Consider the following 17,316-nt stretch of genomic DNA (forward strand, 5'->3'; position numbering starts at 1 on the left):
AGGTGAAAGCTCGTTTTAAGACAGGGTATCATACGCGCTGATATCACATAATGAGTCTAATTTATGTCAAGTTGGTTTCCAAAATGGCAGCCGTATCAGGGGAAGATCGATCATCGCCCTGTTGCGACAAATGAATATTTACCGCCCTTACAAAGTGCGGTGCTCGGGGTTCAACACGCATTTGCAATGTTTGGTGCAACGGTTCTTGCACCCTTATTAATGGGCTTTAGCCCAAACCTTGCCATCTTAATGTCAGGGATTTGTACCATTATTTTCTTCCTGATCACTGGTGGACGCGTACCAAGCTATTTAGGTTCAAGTTTTGCCTTTATCGGTGTAGTTGCGGCGGCAACAGGACATATCACGGGCTCTGGGGCCAATCCTAACCTTTCGGTTGCACTTGGCGGGATCGTCGCCTGTGGTATTTTTTATGCCTTGATCGGTTTTGCGGTGATGCTGACGGGTACACGCTGGATTGAAAAACTGATGCCACCCGTTGTGACTGGCGCGATCGTGATGATCATTGGTCTCAACCTTGCACCTGTCACCATTAAAGGGGTTGCTGGTCAACCGTTTGAGATGTGGATGGCACTCATCACGGTATTGAGTATGGGCATCATTGCAGTCTTTACCAAAGGGCTATTACAGCGTTTATTGTTACTCGTTGGCCTACTGATTGCCTATGCGCTTTATGCCATTGCCACCAATGTTTTAGGCTATGGCAAACCGATTGATTTCTCCCAAATCGCAGCAGCGCCATGGTTTGGTATCCCAAGCTTTTCACATCCAACTTTTGATTTAAATGCGATTCTGATTATTGCCCCTGTGGCCCTGATTTTAGTGGCAGAGAATCTGGGACATATCAAAGCGGTGGGTGCAATGACTGGCGAAAACCTGACCCCGCAATTGGGCAAAGCTTTTGTTGCCGACGGTTTAGCCACCACTTTATCGGGTAGTGTCGGTGCACCGGGTATGACCACTTATGGTGAAAATATCGGGGTGATGGCAGTGACCCGCGTCTATTCAACGATTGTGTTTGTGATCGCTGGTGTGTTTGCTATTTTCTTGGGGCTTTCACCTAAGTTTGGTGCAGTGATTAGCACGATTCCAACCGCAGTTCTGACAGGTGCTTCAATTGTGGTGTTTGGTTTGATTACCATTGCCGGTGCGAAAATCTGGATCGAAAACAAAGTCGATTTCTCTAATAATAAAAATCTGATTATTGCCTCTGTCACCATTATTTTAGGTGCAGGCAACTTTGAATTGTTATTTGGTAGCTTTAATTTAGGTGGTATTGGAACCGCAACTTTTGCTGCAATTTTCCTGAACCTGTTATTCAGTTTAAAAGATAAAAACTAAAACCTTGAAGGCAGCGTAAGCTGCCTTTTTTATTTTGGGAAAGATGCCACGACTAGATAATGCCACCATTGGCTCTAATCACCTGTGCATTGATCCAGTTACTGGCATCACTCACGGCAAAATCAAGCACCGCAGCAATATCTTCCACTGTGCCTAAACGTTCTAACGGGGCTGCTTTGGCCAACTGTGCAATCAATGCCTCGCTCTTGCCCTCAAAAAATAGCTCCGTCGCTGTTGGCCCAGGTGCAATTGCATTAACAGTAATATTTTTGCCTCTTAATTCTTTGGCAAGAATAACCGTCAAAGCTTCGATGGCTGCTTTAGAAGCGGTATAAATGCCATACCCTTCCAGCTTCATACCAATCACGCTACTGGAAAGATTGATAATTTTCCCATCCTGTTCAAGTCGTTTCGCCGCCTCTCGCATGCTATATAAGCTGCCTTTTAAATTAATCGCTAAAACCTTTTCAATGGTTTCATCATCTAAAGCTTCAATTTTTTGCAAGCACATGATGCCCGCATTATTAATCAGAATATCCACTCGCCCGTAGTGTTGGATGACATATTCAAATAGCTGCTCAACCTGATGCGACTGGCTGATATCTGCTTTAAATGCGCTTGCGGTCCCACCCGCAGCTTTAATTTTTTCGACCAGCTGATTTGCTTCTAAATCATTGCGCGCATAATTAATCACGATTTGATGGCCTTGCTGTGCCAATAAGGCCGCGGTAAAAGCACCAATACCTCGAGATGCACCTGTAATCAAAATCACTTTTTTCTCATTTGCTGGTGTATTCATTTTTAACCTCGTCCAACTCAACTTATCACGGAATACGATCTATGATACTGTTCAGTGAGAACAAGATAATCCATCAAATTTCGGCTTCTTTATACGGATAGACCGAACAAAAGAATCAAGCCTATGGACAAGTTAAATGCAATGTCGGCATTCGTACATGTGGTTGAGCAGCGAAGTTTTACCAAAGCAGCACAGATCCTGAACTTACCGCGCTCGACCCTGACAGATGCGATTAAACAGTTGGAAATGCAGTTGAATACCCGCTTACTGTTTCGGACCACACGACAAGTGAATCCGACCGACGAAGGCCATCTGTACTATCAACGCTGTAAATATATTCTGGCTTATATTGATGAATCAGATCATGATTTTTTACATGCCAAACCGCAAGGTCCCTTAAAGGTCGAAGTTCACGGTATCTTTGCTGCGCATTTTATTCTGCCCAAACTACATCAGTTTCTCGGAGAATATCCACAAATTCAATTACAATTGACTGAAAGTGATCGCTATGTTGATCTGATTAAAGAAGGCATCGACTGTGTGATTCGGATTGGTCATTTAAATAATAGCGAACTGGTGGTAAGACCTTTAGGGCTGATCCCGCAAGTCACTCTCGCGAGCCCTGCATACCTCAAAAAATATGGTACTCCGAATACGCTGAGTGATTTAAAACAGCATTTTATGGTGGGCTTCCACTCCACAGCACGACAAAAAACGCTTCCCTTAGCGTTTTTGATTCACGATAAAGTTGAGTTTTATGACCTCACATCCTTGATTCAAGTCAATGGGGCACAGACCTACTCTGCTGCGGCAGAACACGGCTTTGGTATTATTCAGGTGCCACGTTATGGTCATTTAAAGCAAATCGAAAATGGTCAGCTGTGCCCTGTGTTAACCCAATACACTGTTCCTTCTTTACCCGTTTCTTTGCTTTACCCCTCAAAAACACGGGTTTCACCTCGACAACGGGTATTTATTGAATGGATGGTAGAGTTGTTTAAAGATCATCCTTTGGATCAGGCTTAACCGTTTCGCTCCTCATTAAAAACAGTTTTTGCTGCACTTAAGTCCACTATCTTTATTTAAGTGATGTTTAGTATGATGATTTTTTGCATTTCAATGCGTTGCCATCATGCGTTTTGATTTTTTTGATTTACAGCTATTTCTGCATATCGTCACTACAGGCAGTCTGACTAAAGGGGCGGAACGTTCTGCAATTTCCTTGCAAGCGGCCAGTGAGCGCATCAAAAAACTTGAACAATATTTCGATACGCCTTTATTCATTCGACACTCCACGGGCGTTGAGCTCACCAGTGCAGGCCATGCCTTAGCCGAACATGCGCGACGTTTGCTCCGACAAAAAGACCAACTTGAACAAGAGATGCAACGCTTTCGGCAGCAACAACCCGAATCCATAACTCTGTGGTGCAACTCCTCTGCACAAAGTGAATATCTGCCACCGCTGTTACCGCAATATCTGATGCGTCATCCTGACATCAATATCGATCTGCATGAAGCTGAAAGTTCAGAGATTATTGCGGCTCTCAGCAAAGGCATGGCCACGCTCGGCTTGGTTTCCAGTTTCTTTGATATTCGCCCTTTGCAGACCCAAGAATTTGCCAGTGATCCCTTGGTGCTAATTTGCCCAGCCTCACATGCTCTTGCTCAACACACACAATTGAATTTGGTCGAGGCCCTAAGCTATGGTTTTATTGGGTTGATGCCGCATCACTCTTTGCAGCAATCCATCGAAACCCAAGCCAAGTTACTGGGCTTTAATATCCAATACCGTTTGCGTTTGCCTAATTTCGCTGCGATTGCTGAAGTGGTGGCAAAAGGTGTTGGCATCGCGATTATGCCTGCCCGTGCTGCACAGCGTTTAGAGCCAGACTATGATTTCCACACGGTACAGCTGCTGGGTGCGTGGGCCAATCGGAAACTGCTGTTGGCAACGCAGGATTTCAGTCAACTACCCGAGACTTATCAGCAATTTGCAGATTTTTTATTGCAACATCGACCTTAGTTCAGCCCCAAATTAATGCGATAGCATATACGCACCTAATGCGACCAAGCCCATAAAAAATAGGCGGCGGAAGCGCTGCTCATTCAATTGATAGCGGATTTTTTTACCCAACCACATACCCATTAAAGCCGCAATCAAAGCCACGATGGATAGGCGATAATCCAGAGTGATGCCTGCCATCGGGTTATGCTGTAAAAATACGGCGAGGCAAATGGTGGACACGGTAAAGGTCAAGCCCAATGCCTGAACCAGCTCATCCCGTTTTAAATGCAAAGACTGTAAATAAGGTACTACGGGAATAATGATCACCCCTGTTGCTACGGTCACCGCCCCGCCGATATAACCAACCACAGGTGAGAGCCAACGCTCATATTTGCCCAAGTGAGGCAGATTCTTAACGCATAAACCATAAAGCCCGTACAGTATCAGCATCGTACCCAGTAGAATTTCACTACTTTGTCCATGGCTTTGGCTTAAAGTGGGTAAAAAACTCCAGACCGATCCAACCACAATCCCAAGCAACAAAGACCAGAAGCGACGTACAAAAGTCCAGACCCGCCCCTCAGCAAACAGCTGCCAGATATTGGTGACCATGGACGGAACGATCAGCAGGGATGCCGCCTGAAATGGACTCATGGCAATCGTGAGCAGTCCCATGGAGACCGCAGGTAAGCCTAAGCCGATCATGCCTTTAATCATGCCCGCAAAGACAAATACCACCACAATAATTGCTAAAAAAGTCACGCCCGAATCTCCGATATTGCATCGGAGTTATGCTACGGAAAAAAGCCAAGTTTGCCCTATTCTTATTTTCGGGAGCGAGCCTCAGGCAGAGCTTGAGGCGGTTCTATATTTGTCTTCCAACACATTGCTGATAATGCTTTCAATCATCCAGACCCGATACAGGCTGTTAAACACATAACTTTGCCCGTCAATGCGCAATTCTAAGACTGGAAAATCAGGCTGATGCTTTTGCTGACACAGTTCATCGTTCTGTTTCAGTAACGCCTCCACATCTTGCTCAGTGATTTGTCCAATCTCTAAACGCTTTTGCATGCGCTGAAAATGGGCCTTAAACGACAAGTCTTTACCACGCGTCCACACCCCTTCAAAAATCTGGTGGATACAATCGACTTGCTGCTCTTCAGGCACACTATAAAACAGTCGTGCCATCTCATACGTCGCTTCCTTGGTCGGACGACAGAACGGCGTAAATGCCACTTGTGTTCGCTTGGAAACACGGGTTGCCAAACTCCAGTCAAACCAGTCCCGCCCGTGATAACTCAGCGGAAAAACCTTTAACTGGATATTATAATAATTGGCCAGTTCTTCTTTGATATAGGCCAATAATAACCAGCTCATTGGATCTTCAAGCGCGATATATAAATCTAGCTCGGGATGCATGGCCTGCACTTCATTGAGCGCCTCACCATCATTAATCAAATGCTCGCGCCATTCGATATGATTAATCAGGAAAATTGGATTTCCAGTCAGCAGTTTTTGCTGTTTTAGACGGCGGGTTAAACGTAATAAATCATCGACCGCTTGATATTTCCGCTCACCAAATTCGAAATAACTGGCAGCAACGGGCACATCTTTAAAAATGCGTTCAGGATAATCTTGAGGGCTTTGGTGCCGACTGGCCATGGCATACAGGGTACGTAATTTGCCGTATTGTTGTTGCCACAGCATATGGAACACATCTTCCAGTAAATGTAAGAAGTTCTGTTCACGTAAGGGGGTGTTTCGAAGAATGGTTTCAGCTTGTTGTAATGCTTCTGCGCTGGGAATTTCTGGGGTGTCATCAAAGCCAAAACGATGTTGCTTGGCAAGAATCTTGGCATCATTTAAACAGTAACTGAGCCATTCCTGCTTGGACATTCCATTCGGAGGCTCTGCGTCCTGCCTCGAAATAATTACTTTTAGAGGTTTCAACTCATCACTCAGGATTTCATTGAGCTGATCCAGTTGTTGTACCGCAAGATAGCTATAAACATCGTCTAGACGCAGGTAAATGCTTAAACCCTGTTCCGTGGGTAACACCGCCTGACGTGAAGGTTTCTGATAGAACCAACTCGATCGGATGGGATCAAACCAACGACGTAACAAAGACATGTCGATAGCCTCTAATGGTCATAAAGTAAATATGAATCGATATACTCAAACTTGAGTTGGAACAAGTGAGTCAATAAGTCTGTTCAGTATCTTATAAAATAACAAAAAAGTCCCCCTTAATTGAAAGAGGGACTGAAAGGGATTACAAAACTCGTACTGCGCCTTTGGCTGCGCTGGTCGAATGCATTGCGTAAATCTTCAATGACTTAGACACTTTACGTTTACGCTCTTCTGCAGGATGCCAACCTTTTGCTTCCTGAACAGTGCGACGATGAGCCATAGTCGCATCATCAACATTCAAATGAATGGTACGGTTTGGAATATCAATTTCAATGGTATCGCCATCTTCAACCAAACCAATCGCACCACCTTCTGCTGCTTCTGGAGAAACGTGACCAATCGACAAACCTGACGAACCGCCCGAGAAACGACCATCGGTAATCAAGGCACAGTCTTTACCTAGACCTTTCGACTTCAAGTAACTGGTTGGATACAACATTTCTTGCATCCCTGGTCCACCACGTGGTCCTTCGTAACGAATCACCACGATATCGCCCGCAACGATTTTATGATCCAAAATCGCTTCAACCGCTGCATCTTGGCTTTCAAAAACGCGTGCTGTACCGGTAAATTTAAGAATCGAATCATCCACACCCGCAGTTTTGACGATACAGCCATCTAGAGCGATGTTGCCGTAAAGAACTGCTAAACCGCCATCTTGAGAGAACGCATGTTCAGCATTACGAATCACGCCTTTTTCACGGTCACCATCAAGGGTTGAATAATAACGGTTTTGCGAGAATGCCACTTGGGTTGGAATGCCACCCGGAGATGAACGATAGAACTCATACACGTCCGCATCTTCAGTACGGATAATATCCCACTTGTCTAATGCATCTTTCAGCGTAGGCTCATGCACAGTTGGGCAAGAGGTATTCAGTAAATTCGCACGATCCAGTTCGCCCAAGATCGCCATGATGCCACCGGCACGGTGCACATCTTCCATATGTACGTCTTGTTTTGCAGGTGCAACTTTTGACAATACCGGTACTTGACGAGACAGTCGGTCGATATCATCCATTGTGAAATCAACTTCTGCTTCATGTGCAGCCGCAAGCAAATGCAATACGGTATTGGTTGAACCACCCATTGCGATATCCAAGGTCATAGCATTTTCAAATGCGGCTTTGGTTGCGATTGAGCGTGGCAAAATGCTGTCATCATTCTGTTCATAATAACGTTTCGCCAGTTCAACCACTAAACGACCTGCTCTTAAGAACAATTTTTCACGGTTGGCATGCGTCGCAACGATCGAACCATTACCCGGTAGAGACAAACCTAAAGCTTCGGTTAAGCAGTTCATTGAGTTAGCCGTGAACATCCCTGAACATGAACCACACGTCGGACATGCCGAGCGTTCAAATGCCGCAACTTCTTCATCGGTATAGCTTTCGTCTGCTGCAACCACCATGGCATCAACCAGGTCAATCGCCTTTTCATCACCACGGAATTTGACTTTACCCGCTTCCATTGGACCACCAGACACGAACACCACTGGGATGTTCAAGCGCATCGCAGCCATCAGCATTCCCGGTGTGATCTTGTCACAGTTCGAAATACAGACCATGGCATCGGCACAATGGGCATTGACCATGTATTCCACAGAATCGGCAATCAAATCACGTGATGGCAGTGAATACAGCATCCCGTCATGGCCCATGGCAATGCCGTCATCGACAGCAATGGTATTAAATTCTTTTGCCACACCACCAGAAGCTTCAATTTCTCTCGCAACAAGTTGACCTAAATCTTTAAGATGCACGTGACCGGGAACAAACTGGGTAAATGAGTTGACCACCGCAATAATTGGTTTGCCAAAATCTTCATCTTTCATACCGGTCGCACGCCATAAACCGCGCGCGCCCGCCATATTTCTTCCATGTGTTGATGTTTTCGAACGATAATCAGGCATTTTGTATTCCCAACAAGTGTGTGCTCGAGAAAAATAAGACTTTCTCTCTGGCGAAATGATACTGAGCTCTTTGCATCATACTACAAGTTATCGTTTAACAGATGACCAACAGGCCTATCTTTTTTTGCACAAAAGCAATTCAAGCAGTGAATTAGGGGCTCGTGGCTTTTTCGCTTATAATTTGAGATAAGTTTTATTTGGATTCCATTTGTGAAAATCATTTTTGCTGGTACGCCTGAATTTGCGGCAACCGCATTGGCGGCATTATTAAAAACATCCCACCAGATCATTGCGGTTTATACCCAACCTGACCGTAAATCAGGACGTGGGCAAAAATTAACGCCATCGCCTGTTAAACAATTGGCACTTGAGCACGGTTTAGCTGTTTATCAACCTTTGAATTTTAAAGCATCTACGGAAGAAGGCTTGGCCGCTCGACAAGAGCTTGCTGCACTTGGCGCAGATGTGATGGTGGTTGCAGCCTATGGCTTGATTTTACCGCAAGCCGTTTTGGATACACCGAAATACGGTTGTTTAAATATTCATGGTTCATTGCTACCACGCTGGCGTGGTGCTGCCCCGATTCAACGCGCCATTGCCACAGGGGATGCTGAAACAGGGATTACCATCATGCAAATGGCTGCAGGTTTAGATACTGGCGATATGATGTATAAAACCTATTGCCCAATTACTGCGGAAGATACCACGGCCAGCTTGCATGACAAATTGGCGCTTCAAGGTGCAGAAGCGATTTGTACCGTGCTTGAATCAGAATCAAGCTTGCAGGATTTTATTGAAAAACGTGAAGTGCAAGATGAGGCGCTGACCGTTTATGCGCACAAATTAGTGAAAGCCGAAGCACGTATCGATTGGACTGTAAATGCAGTTCAAATCGACCGTAATATTCGTGCTTTTAATCCTTGGCCTGTGTCGTTTTGTGAGCTAGACGGACAAGTGTTACGTGTTTGGGCTGCAAAACTTACGATTACTGAGTTTAGTAACAAAGTCGCAGGTGAAATTGTTACGGTAGACAATCATGGTGTGATGGTGGTTTGTGGGGATGGACGGACGTTACTATTAACTAGCGTGCAATGGCCAGGTGGTAAGGCACTCAATAGTGTACAAATGTTACAAACCCAAAAATTACAAGTGGGGCAAATACTGCTATGAACCAATCATCTGCAAAAAATTTAAATCTGCGTGCGCAGGTGATCAAAACACTGTTGGCGGTTCAAAATGGACAATCTTTGTCTTCCGTTTTGAATCAACATATCAATATCGTTTCTGAACGTGACCGCGGTTTATATCACGAGCTTACTTTAGGTTGTTTACGCCAATGGTATTCGTTAAAAGCCATTACCTTACCCTTGCTCACAAAACCATTAGACAATGAAGCCCTAGAAAGTTGTTTATATCTAGGTTTATATCAAATTTTATGTACGCGTATTCCAGTACATGCTGCGATTTCAGAAACTGTAAATGCGGCTAAGCAACTCGGTTTCGAGCCAATGAGTGGTTTGGTTAATGCGATTCTGCGTCGTGTTTCACGTGAAACAGATGAATTTCAAACCGCGTTGAATAATACCCATGGTTTACCAAGTTGGTTATTCAAACGACTCAAAAAGGATTGGCCTGAGCAAGTAGAGTCGCTATGCCAAGCCTTAAAACAAGTCGCACCATTGACCCTTCGTATTAATGAACGCCAAGTCAGTCGCGACGAATATCTAGAAATTTTGGACGAAGAGCAGATTGATGCTCGCCCTTGCCTGCTTTCAGATGTGGGTATTGTTTTGGAACAAACTGGCAATATTACCCATTTACCCGGTTTTGAAGAAGGCGGTTTTTCTGTTCAAGATGAACATGCACAATTGTGTGCGACGCTTTTACCGAACTTAGATAACAAAGTTGTTGTCGATGCATGTGCTGCACCAGGGGGTAAAACTGCACACATCCTTGAGCGCTTTGATCCTAAAAAGCTGATTGCGCTTGATCATGATGCAAAACGTTTACTACGTGTTTCTGAAAATTTAGAACGTCTTGCCTTAAATGAGAACAATGTTGAGATTATTACCGCTGATGCCACCACGTGGCAGGCACCAGAACCCGTCGATTGTATCGTGCTGGATGCGCCTTGTTCTGCAACAGGTGTGATTCGTCGCCACCCCGATATTCGCCTGCTCAGACAATCAACCGATATCGCACAAACCGTTGCGTTACAACAACAGATTTTGCAGCAGATGTGGCAACAGCTTAAAGTCGGCGGCACTTTGCTATATATCACCTGCTCGATTCTAAAAGCTGAAAATGAGCAGCAAATGGCGGCATTCTTTGCAGAACACACGGATGCAGAAGAAATCAAAATCGAAGCCGATTGGGGCATTGAACAGACCCATGGTCGTCAGCTGTTCCCTTCTGCCCACGCTGGTGATGGTTTCTATTATTGCCTGATTAAAAAATTGGCATAATAAAAAAGCAGGCTTAAAGCCTGCTTTTTTAAATCTATTTTTAAAGCGTATGCTGATCTTTGACTTCTTCCAGAACCTCATCGAGTTCTTCTGGGTTTTTGGATAAGTGCAGAATAGACAATGCTAAACCACCCCATAAAAACACCATTGAAATCACCATCATTACGATTGCTGAAGTATTCATATTTGTTCTCCTAGCGATCTTTGATTCGGCTGAGTACAATTGCAACGACAGCACAGAAAATCACGCTGCCCCATCCAAAGATGCCTTGTAAGCTCATGCTATAACTATCGTAACCGTTTTTCACCAAGTTAAATACGGTCATGCTTAAGGTGGTTAATAAAATCAACGATGTGATCACCGTTAAAGTGAAATCCCAACCTTTGCCCAATTGAATCGTCGAAATACGATTCACATGATCACGCAATTCACGCAAGGCAGAACGTTTAAACCAAGCAATACTAATGATCGAGATCAATGCACCACCAATAATACCGATGTTATTGATGAAGTGATCGACGATATCCACCAATTTAATCGCATTCACACTTGAGAATAAGATCACTGAAACAAGTGCACTACCACCACCAATAATGGTTACAGCTTTGGTACGGCCCCATTTCAACTTGTCCTGCATTGCTGCGATTGGCACTTCCAAAATACTGACCATGGAAGAAATACCCGCAACAAATAGCGAAGAGAAGAATAAGAAACCAAATAAATCTGCACCCGCCCCTAAACTTGAAATGATTTTAGGGAATGCGATGAATGCTAGACCAATACCACCACTCACAACATCGTGTACTTCTTTACCTGCCGCATGTGCCATAAAGCCCAATGCCGCAAAAATACCAATACCCGCCAAAATCTCTGTTGATGCATTGGCAAAACCAACGATCAAGCCCGAACCAGTTAAGTTAGTTTTAGGTTTTAAGTAAGAGGCATAGGTCACCATGATCCCGAAGCCAACAGACAACGAGAAGAAAGTATGACCATAGGCAGCTAACCAAACTTTATAATTCATCATCGCTGACCAGTTTGGTGTAAAGAATGCATTTAAGCCTTCTACCGCACCAGGTAAACGTAATGACTGAATCACAAGAACCGTAAACAAAACAAATAACAACGGCATGAAAATCTTATTCGATAATTCAACGCCCTTCTTCACACCGCCATACAAAATGATTAAGGTCAGTGCCCAAATCCCAACGATTGGCCAGAACAAATGGCTCACAAATTGTAGATCGAAGCCAGTTGCTTTCGAGGTCTGCAAATACGTATTGAAGAAGAAGCTTTCCGGGTCACTACCCCACGCCTGACCAATTGAGAAGTAGACATAACTCCCCGCCCAAGTCAGTACACTGGCGTAGTACAAACCAATGATGATACAGACACAGACTTGCCACCAACCGAGTGTCTCACCGCCTTTAAATAACGCCCGATACGCTTTTGGTGGTGAATTACGCGCACGATGACCTGTTGCATAATCTAAGAATAAAAGAGGTAAACCAGCGGTAATCAACGCCAGTAAATAAGGGATAAGAAACGCCCCGCCGCCATTTTCATAAGCAACATAAGGGAAACGCCAAATGTTACCTAAACCTACAGCTGAGCCAACAGCTGCAATAATAAAACCAGATCGTGATGTCCAGTTTTCACGAGAATCTGCCATAAAACACCTAAGTTGTCCTGCTGGCTATTCCATGCTGTGTTAGGTTTTTATTATCCAACAGACATGAAAAGTGCCATAAAAAATCTTGTTTTGCTTGCATGAAATTTCAACCTTGTGGGTCTCCGTTTACATGGACAAACAAAGCAAAAACCAAACCATCTTCCTTAAAGATTGGGCTTTGTTTTTCTGCTTTTAATAGCCGAACAATACCTGTTTTTATTTCTTTTTACTGTAAATTCTGAAAGAAAAAGTCATCTTTTTTAAACAACTGATTATTTTTCAACAGACTGTAATTTTGACCTTGCAGTCAACTTATAAAAATCAAGTACATAAAACAATCAAGCGAAGCTAAAACTCCGCTTGGGCCACAATCTTTTTTATTGTTTGATGGCTAATAACCTTTCCTCTTGCATATCCCGAATTGCAGAATGAATCCCTTCCCGACCAAGGCCAGAATCCTTCACGCCGCCATAAGGCATATTATCGACACGGAAAGTTGGGACATCGTTAATAATCACACCTCCGACATGTAAATGATCCCATGCATACAGCATCTTATTCAGATTCTGCGTATATACACCCGCCTGTAAACCAAAACGACTTTGATTAATGGTGGCAATACCCTGCTCAAAATCCTTAAATTTTTCGAGAATCGCCACAGGACCAAAGGCTTCATCTTTATAGATTTCCAGCTTGGCATCTACATTTTCCAGCAAAGCAGGTTCAAACAACATGCCTTGTAAACTTCCTCCTGTCAGTATTTTTGCTCCTTTTTTCTCGGCTTTATCCAGCCATTTTTTTAGACGAACAGCCTCAGCTTCCTTAATCATTGGCCCAACCAATGTCGTTGCTAAAGCTGGATCATCCACTTTGATTTTTTTCAATTTTGCGACCAGTTTCTTTTTCAATTCTGCATAAATATCAGCATGAACTAAAATCCGCTGCACACTGATACAGACCTGCCCCGCATGCCCATAAGCGGCACTAATCAAACGATCTATAAGTGACTCATCAATCACGGTATCTGCATCGATCAGAACCGCAGCATTACCGCCCAGTTCTAAGGTGACTTTCTTGCGACCTGCACGTGCTTTCATATCCCAACCGACTTGATCTGAACCTGTAAAGCTGAGTAATTTAAAGCGATCATCGGTCACCAAAATATCTGCTGCTTGACGGTCACACGGCAAGATCGACCATGAACCTTTCGGTAGATCTGTTTCAGCTAATACCTTGGCGATCATTAATGCACTGATTGGAGTCAAACTGGCAGGTTTTAAAACAAAAGGACAACCTGCTGCAATCGCAGGCGCAATCTTATGTGCCACCAGATTTAAAGGGAAATTAAACGGACTGATTAAGGAAATCGCACCAATTGGTACATGTTTAACCATACCACGAAAGCGGGCTGCTGCAGGTGTCACCGCCAAGGGCAACATGCGGCCATCATCCAGCTGCGTCACCGCATCTGCTGCCAATTGGAAGGTATTAATCAGACGTTCAACTTCTGCACTTGCTGCACCTCTCGGCTTGCCGCCTTCTGCAATCAGGATTTCAGTCAATTCTTCACGCAGTTCATTAAAGCGCTTTACACAATGCAATAAGATCTGTTGTTTTTGAAAGGGCTTTAATGCTGCCATTTCCTGTTCTGCTTTTACTGAAGCAGAAATGGCTTTTTCAAGCACTTTGGCATCGGCCAGAGCAACACGAGCATAGACGGTATTTCGATACTTATCATGTACTTCAAGCCATTGCCCCGTGCTCGCCGCTTTTCCCGCGACATACAGTGGATAATCCCGCACGCTTGTTGTATCTGTCATTATTCTTGATCCCGTTATAAAAATTTAAAATTAGACTACTGCATATTTTCCAAGATCACTATATGATTCGCCCATTCGCTGATGAATTCACAACAATTCATTACGGTTTTTGATACTGATTAGGACAATGCAATGAAAATATTAAAAATATCAATGCTTGCTTTAGGGACAAGCTTTTGTGGTCTGGCACAAGCAGATATGATTGGTGTAAAAGGTGATCTTAGCTATTGGAATTACAATGGTGAAGCCAATATGGCCGCACAAACCTCAGCACCAGATCAAGACCTTGATCGTAAAGGTTCTGCACAAGTCTCGCTTGCATTTGAACACCCGATTCCACTGATTCCAAATGCAAAAATTCGCTATGTGAATTTAAAATCACAAACTGAAAATGAAGTTGCAGGTCAGCCAGTTTATGATCTGAATATCGATCATACCGATTTCATTTTGTATTATGAAATCTTAGACACTATCGTAAATGCAGATGTTGGTCTAGGTGCCACTAACTTGAATGGTGATGTAAAAACACTAGGCTTAAGCAAAACTGATATCGATAAAACGGTTCCTGTGATTTATGGATCAGCTGGGGTAAAACTACCTTTCACAGGCTTAAGCGCTAAAGCTGAGTTGTTATATAGCAACTTTAACGACGCTAAAATCACCGATGCACAAGCCGAAGTACAATACAACTTTATTGACAATCTCTTGGTCGATGTTGGCTTAAAAGCAGGCTATCGTATCCTCGATGTCAAACTAGATGATTACGAAAAAAATGACCTTAAATTTAACTTTAAAGGTCCTTATATCGGCTTAGATATCCATTTCTAAATCGTAATAAAGTGAGAAACGGAATCTTTAGATTCCGTTTTTTATATCCAATCATTAAGCTCTCCTCCTTAATGTAAGCCAAAACCTACAACAATCGCAGTGATTGGCGAATACCCCAATACAAACTTTTCACCTATCATATAAATCATAGAGAGACAGGAAGTCTCATTGAGAATAATAAAACGCACAGGACGTGGTCGTTAATAGGATATCAACGACATAAACTGAATATGAAGAAGCCCCGTCAGGATGATGGGGCTTCTTTTTATCTATCATGTTTATAGATGATTTAAAGACTTTTAAGATACGCAACCACTTCGCTATGCTCTGCCATTTCAGCAAGCTGTAGGGCCGTATATTCGCTTTTATACGCCACATTTGCACCCTTACTCACGAGTAGCTTCACCACCGCCAAATAATCGTTCTCTGCAGCAGCCTGTAATGCACTATAACCGTCATCATCGGTTTGGTTTGGATCTATCCCCTCGGCCAATAGTTGCTCTACTTGTTCCAAATCACCAAGGGATGCCCAATACACCAGCTCAGGAAGATGTAATTCTGCATCATCTTCAGGGAGTGGTGAAAAAGAGTTGAGTTTCATTTAGTTCCTCTCATTTAAAAATTAGCAGCCTCTCCATAACAATAACGGGAGCAACATATTCACTGAGTTCTTTACGATAAAGTTCTACAAAACCTTCCTTTGACCAAAATACAAATGCAGGTTCATTTGATTGAACCACTGCAATTCTCAACCGATCACATCCCCAAGTATTCGCAAGCCCCGAAATAAAATGGACTGTCTGCGGGCCATAGCCTAAACCTTGATGAGACTCTATAAATAATAGCAGTCCAATAAATACTATTGATGACTCGGGATAACCTCGCAGAATATCAATACAACCAATCATTTGCCCTTTATGATAAATCGCGTAAAAAAACTTTGCAGTAAATGGATGTCCACTCGGTACAGCTTTTAGATCGTTTCGAGCAGCATTTTTCTCTGCACTATATCCTTGAATGAGTTTAAAATAATTTGGACTAGCCTCAAATACAGCTTGAATACTGGCTATATCAGTTTCACTATCAGAGCAGAGAAGACGATAACTCAGCATATACTTACTATCCTAATTCTTTAAATACGGACAACTTTTGCTTATACCGCATCAAAGCTGTACTCCATTCACCATCGACCAATGGTAGGGCATCAATTCTCTTAAGGATTTAAATAATAATTTGTTCTCAGTTGTACTCACTGCCACTAGAACATCTCCTCCCCAATAGAAAAGATGCTCTTGGCAGATTCCACAAGGTGTTAAAATTAGAATATTTGAATGTTCCGACGCTCTACATATACAGAGGGAATGTGTAATTTTTTCATTGATTTTATGTGCCTCCAAGCATGCCCCGACTTCCATACAAAGTGATAAAGCATCATTTCGTGTTTCAGGAGCAACACTTATCAAAATTTTACCACTCTCAGTGGCGAGTGCAGCAACACCACCCCAGCCTTTAGGATAACGGCTCTCCATAAAAACTTTCGCAGCTTGAAATAACTTTTGTTCCATCGTATCTCCAAACAAAGTCATAACTTCGCAATTCTTATTGTTGATATCTCATAATAGTTGCTTCTACCGTATGGTGATTGGCTTGATGTAGCACTTTAAAACCATGTCTTTGGTATAATGAAATATTATGACTTTCACATTGTAAATACAGCATGGTTACGCCTAATTCTCTGGCTTTTTCTTGTGCCATCGTAATCATTTGGCTGGCAACACCTTGCCCTCGCCATAAAGGATCAACAAAAATCCCACCGATCCAATGCTCATATTCTGGATAGTTTTTATTCTCTCGTAGCTTCAGTTCTAAGGCACCAATCAATTCATTTTCATGATGAGCTACGATTGCTAAAGGAATAACATCACGATTAGCTGATTTTTCCAGCACCTTTTGATGCATCATTTCTTCGGTAATCTGTAAAGAGAGATAAGCCCATTCGTTATAGTACCACTTTGCAATTTTTCCAATCGCTTCTGGGTGATCTACGAGCAAAGAAATTTTCATTGTATTGTTAAATTTGAGAATGATTTAACCGATTTTAGCCGATTTCTTCTACTTATTTCCTTCACGCAATAAAAAACACCCCCAACGGTTGGTTGGGGGTGTTTAGATTTAAAAGCTGGCGATGACTTACTCTCACATGGCAAGTGCCACACTACCATCAGCGCTAAGAGGTTTCACTTCTGAGTTCGGGAAGGGATC

At 43.2% G+C, this 17,316-nt stretch carries 17 protein-coding genes; 6 read left to right on the forward strand and 11 right to left on the reverse strand.

Annotated features, from left to right (window positions below; translation table 11 throughout):
• Positions 1-63: 63 nt before the first annotated feature.
• Positions 64-1,359 carry a solute carrier family 23 protein gene (locus F902_RS05690; RefSeq protein WP_004803411.1) on the forward strand — a complete coding sequence of 432 codons (1,296 nt, stop codon included), beginning with the start codon at positions 64-66 and terminating at the stop codon, positions 1,357-1,359.
• A 52-nt stretch (positions 1,360-1,411) separates the two neighbouring features.
• Here F902_RS05690 and F902_RS05695 read toward each other — a convergent pair whose 3' ends face one another.
• Positions 1,412-2,158, reverse strand: coding sequence for an SDR family oxidoreductase (locus tag F902_RS05695; protein ID WP_005201717.1), 747 nt, complete (start codon positions 2,156-2,158; stop codon positions 1,412-1,414).
• Between the two features lie 123 nt (positions 2,159-2,281).
• Here F902_RS05695 and F902_RS05700 point away from each other — a divergent pair, with 123 nt between their 5' ends.
• Positions 2,282-3,184 (forward strand): LysR family transcriptional regulator, encoded by a 903-nt coding sequence (locus F902_RS05700; RefSeq protein WP_005201719.1) that lies wholly within the window; start codon positions 2,282-2,284, stop codon positions 3,182-3,184.
• Positions 3,185-3,290: 106 nt separating this feature from the next.
• The gene (locus F902_RS05705; RefSeq protein WP_005201721.1) at positions 3,291-4,181 is read left to right on the forward strand and encodes a LysR family transcriptional regulator; all 891 of its coding nucleotides are present in this window, start codon (positions 3,291-3,293) and stop codon (positions 4,179-4,181) included.
• 12 nt (positions 4,182-4,193) lie between these two features.
• Here the strand turns inward: F902_RS05705 and F902_RS05710 are convergent, their stop codons facing one another.
• The 3 genes from F902_RS05710 to ilvD all read right to left on the reverse strand — a co-directional run bounded on the left by F902_RS05710 (position 4,194) and on the right by ilvD (position 8,268).
• Positions 4,194-4,925, reverse strand: coding sequence for a sulfite exporter TauE/SafE family protein (locus F902_RS05710; protein ID WP_005201722.1), 732 nt, complete (start codon positions 4,923-4,925; stop codon positions 4,194-4,196).
• Positions 4,926-5,006: 81 nt separating this feature from the next.
• On the reverse strand, positions 5,007-6,296 hold the full coding sequence (locus tag F902_RS05715; protein WP_005201724.1) for a hypothetical protein: 1,290 nt from the start codon (positions 6,294-6,296) through the stop codon (positions 5,007-5,009).
• A 142-nt stretch (positions 6,297-6,438) separates the two neighbouring features.
• Entirely contained in the window at positions 6,439-8,268 is a 1,830-nt protein-coding gene (ilvD, locus tag F902_RS05720; protein WP_026057524.1) for a dihydroxy-acid dehydratase, read from the reverse strand.
• Positions 8,269-8,478: 210 nt separating this feature from the next.
• Between ilvD and fmt the strand changes: the two genes are divergently transcribed.
• Entirely contained in the window at positions 8,479-9,438 is a 960-nt protein-coding gene (fmt, locus tag F902_RS05725; protein ID WP_005201728.1) for a methionyl-tRNA formyltransferase, read from the forward strand.
• Positions 9,435-10,733, forward strand: a complete 1,299-nt coding sequence (rsmB, locus tag F902_RS05730; protein WP_005201731.1) for a 16S rRNA (cytosine(967)-C(5))-methyltransferase RsmB — start codon at positions 9,435-9,437, stop codon at positions 10,731-10,733. The genes fmt and rsmB overlap by 4 nt, the downstream gene beginning before the upstream one ends.
• 40 nt (positions 10,734-10,773) lie before the next feature.
• On the opposite strand, the gene F902_RS22035 is transcribed toward rsmB, so the two are convergent.
• The 3 genes from F902_RS22035 to F902_RS05740 form a co-directional block, all read right to left on the reverse strand.
• Complete coding sequence (locus F902_RS22035) at positions 10,774-10,917, reverse strand: methionine/alanine import family NSS transporter small subunit (protein WP_005201738.1); 144 nt, start codon at positions 10,915-10,917, stop codon at positions 10,774-10,776.
• A gap of 10 nt (positions 10,918-10,927) precedes the next feature.
• The gene (locus F902_RS05735) at positions 10,928-12,406 is read right to left on the reverse strand and encodes a sodium-dependent transporter (protein WP_005201740.1); all 1,479 of its coding nucleotides are present in this window, start codon (positions 12,404-12,406) and stop codon (positions 10,928-10,930) included.
• A 377-nt stretch (positions 12,407-12,783) separates the two neighbouring features.
• Positions 12,784-14,226, reverse strand: a complete 1,443-nt coding sequence (locus F902_RS05740; RefSeq protein ID WP_005201743.1) for an aldehyde dehydrogenase family protein — start codon at positions 14,224-14,226, stop codon at positions 12,784-12,786.
• A gap of 132 nt (positions 14,227-14,358) precedes the next feature.
• On the opposite strand from F902_RS05740, the gene F902_RS05745 reads away from it, so the two are divergent.
• Positions 14,359-15,054, forward strand: a complete 696-nt coding sequence (locus F902_RS05745) for a TIGR04219 family outer membrane beta-barrel protein (RefSeq protein WP_005201745.1) — start codon at positions 14,359-14,361, stop codon at positions 15,052-15,054.
• Between the two features lie 289 nt (positions 15,055-15,343).
• On the opposite strand, the gene F902_RS05750 is transcribed toward F902_RS05745, so the two are convergent.
• Genes F902_RS05750 through F902_RS05765 form a run of 4 tightly spaced genes read right to left on the reverse strand, consistent with a single transcriptional unit; the run spans position 15,344 to position 17,118 of the window.
• Positions 15,344-15,655, reverse strand: a complete 312-nt coding sequence (locus tag F902_RS05750) for an ankyrin repeat domain-containing protein (protein ID WP_005201748.1) — start codon at positions 15,653-15,655, stop codon at positions 15,344-15,346.
• Positions 15,656-15,665: 10 nt separating this feature from the next.
• Positions 15,666-16,166 carry a GNAT family N-acetyltransferase gene (locus tag F902_RS05755; protein WP_005201749.1) on the reverse strand — a complete coding sequence of 167 codons (501 nt, stop codon included), beginning with the start codon at positions 16,164-16,166 and terminating at the stop codon, positions 15,666-15,668.
• 51 nt (positions 16,167-16,217) lie between these two features.
• Positions 16,218-16,619, reverse strand: coding sequence for a cytidine deaminase (locus tag F902_RS05760; protein ID WP_005201750.1), 402 nt, complete (start codon positions 16,617-16,619; stop codon positions 16,218-16,220).
• 34 nt (positions 16,620-16,653) lie between these two features.
• On the reverse strand, positions 16,654-17,118 hold the full coding sequence (locus F902_RS05765) for a GNAT family N-acetyltransferase (protein WP_005201751.1): 465 nt from the start codon (positions 17,116-17,118) through the stop codon (positions 16,654-16,656).
• Positions 17,119-17,316: the final 198 nt, after the last annotated feature.

This window comes from Acinetobacter higginsii, assembly GCF_000369525.1.
Classification (GTDB): domain Bacteria; phylum Pseudomonadota; class Gammaproteobacteria; order Pseudomonadales; family Moraxellaceae; genus Acinetobacter; species Acinetobacter higginsii.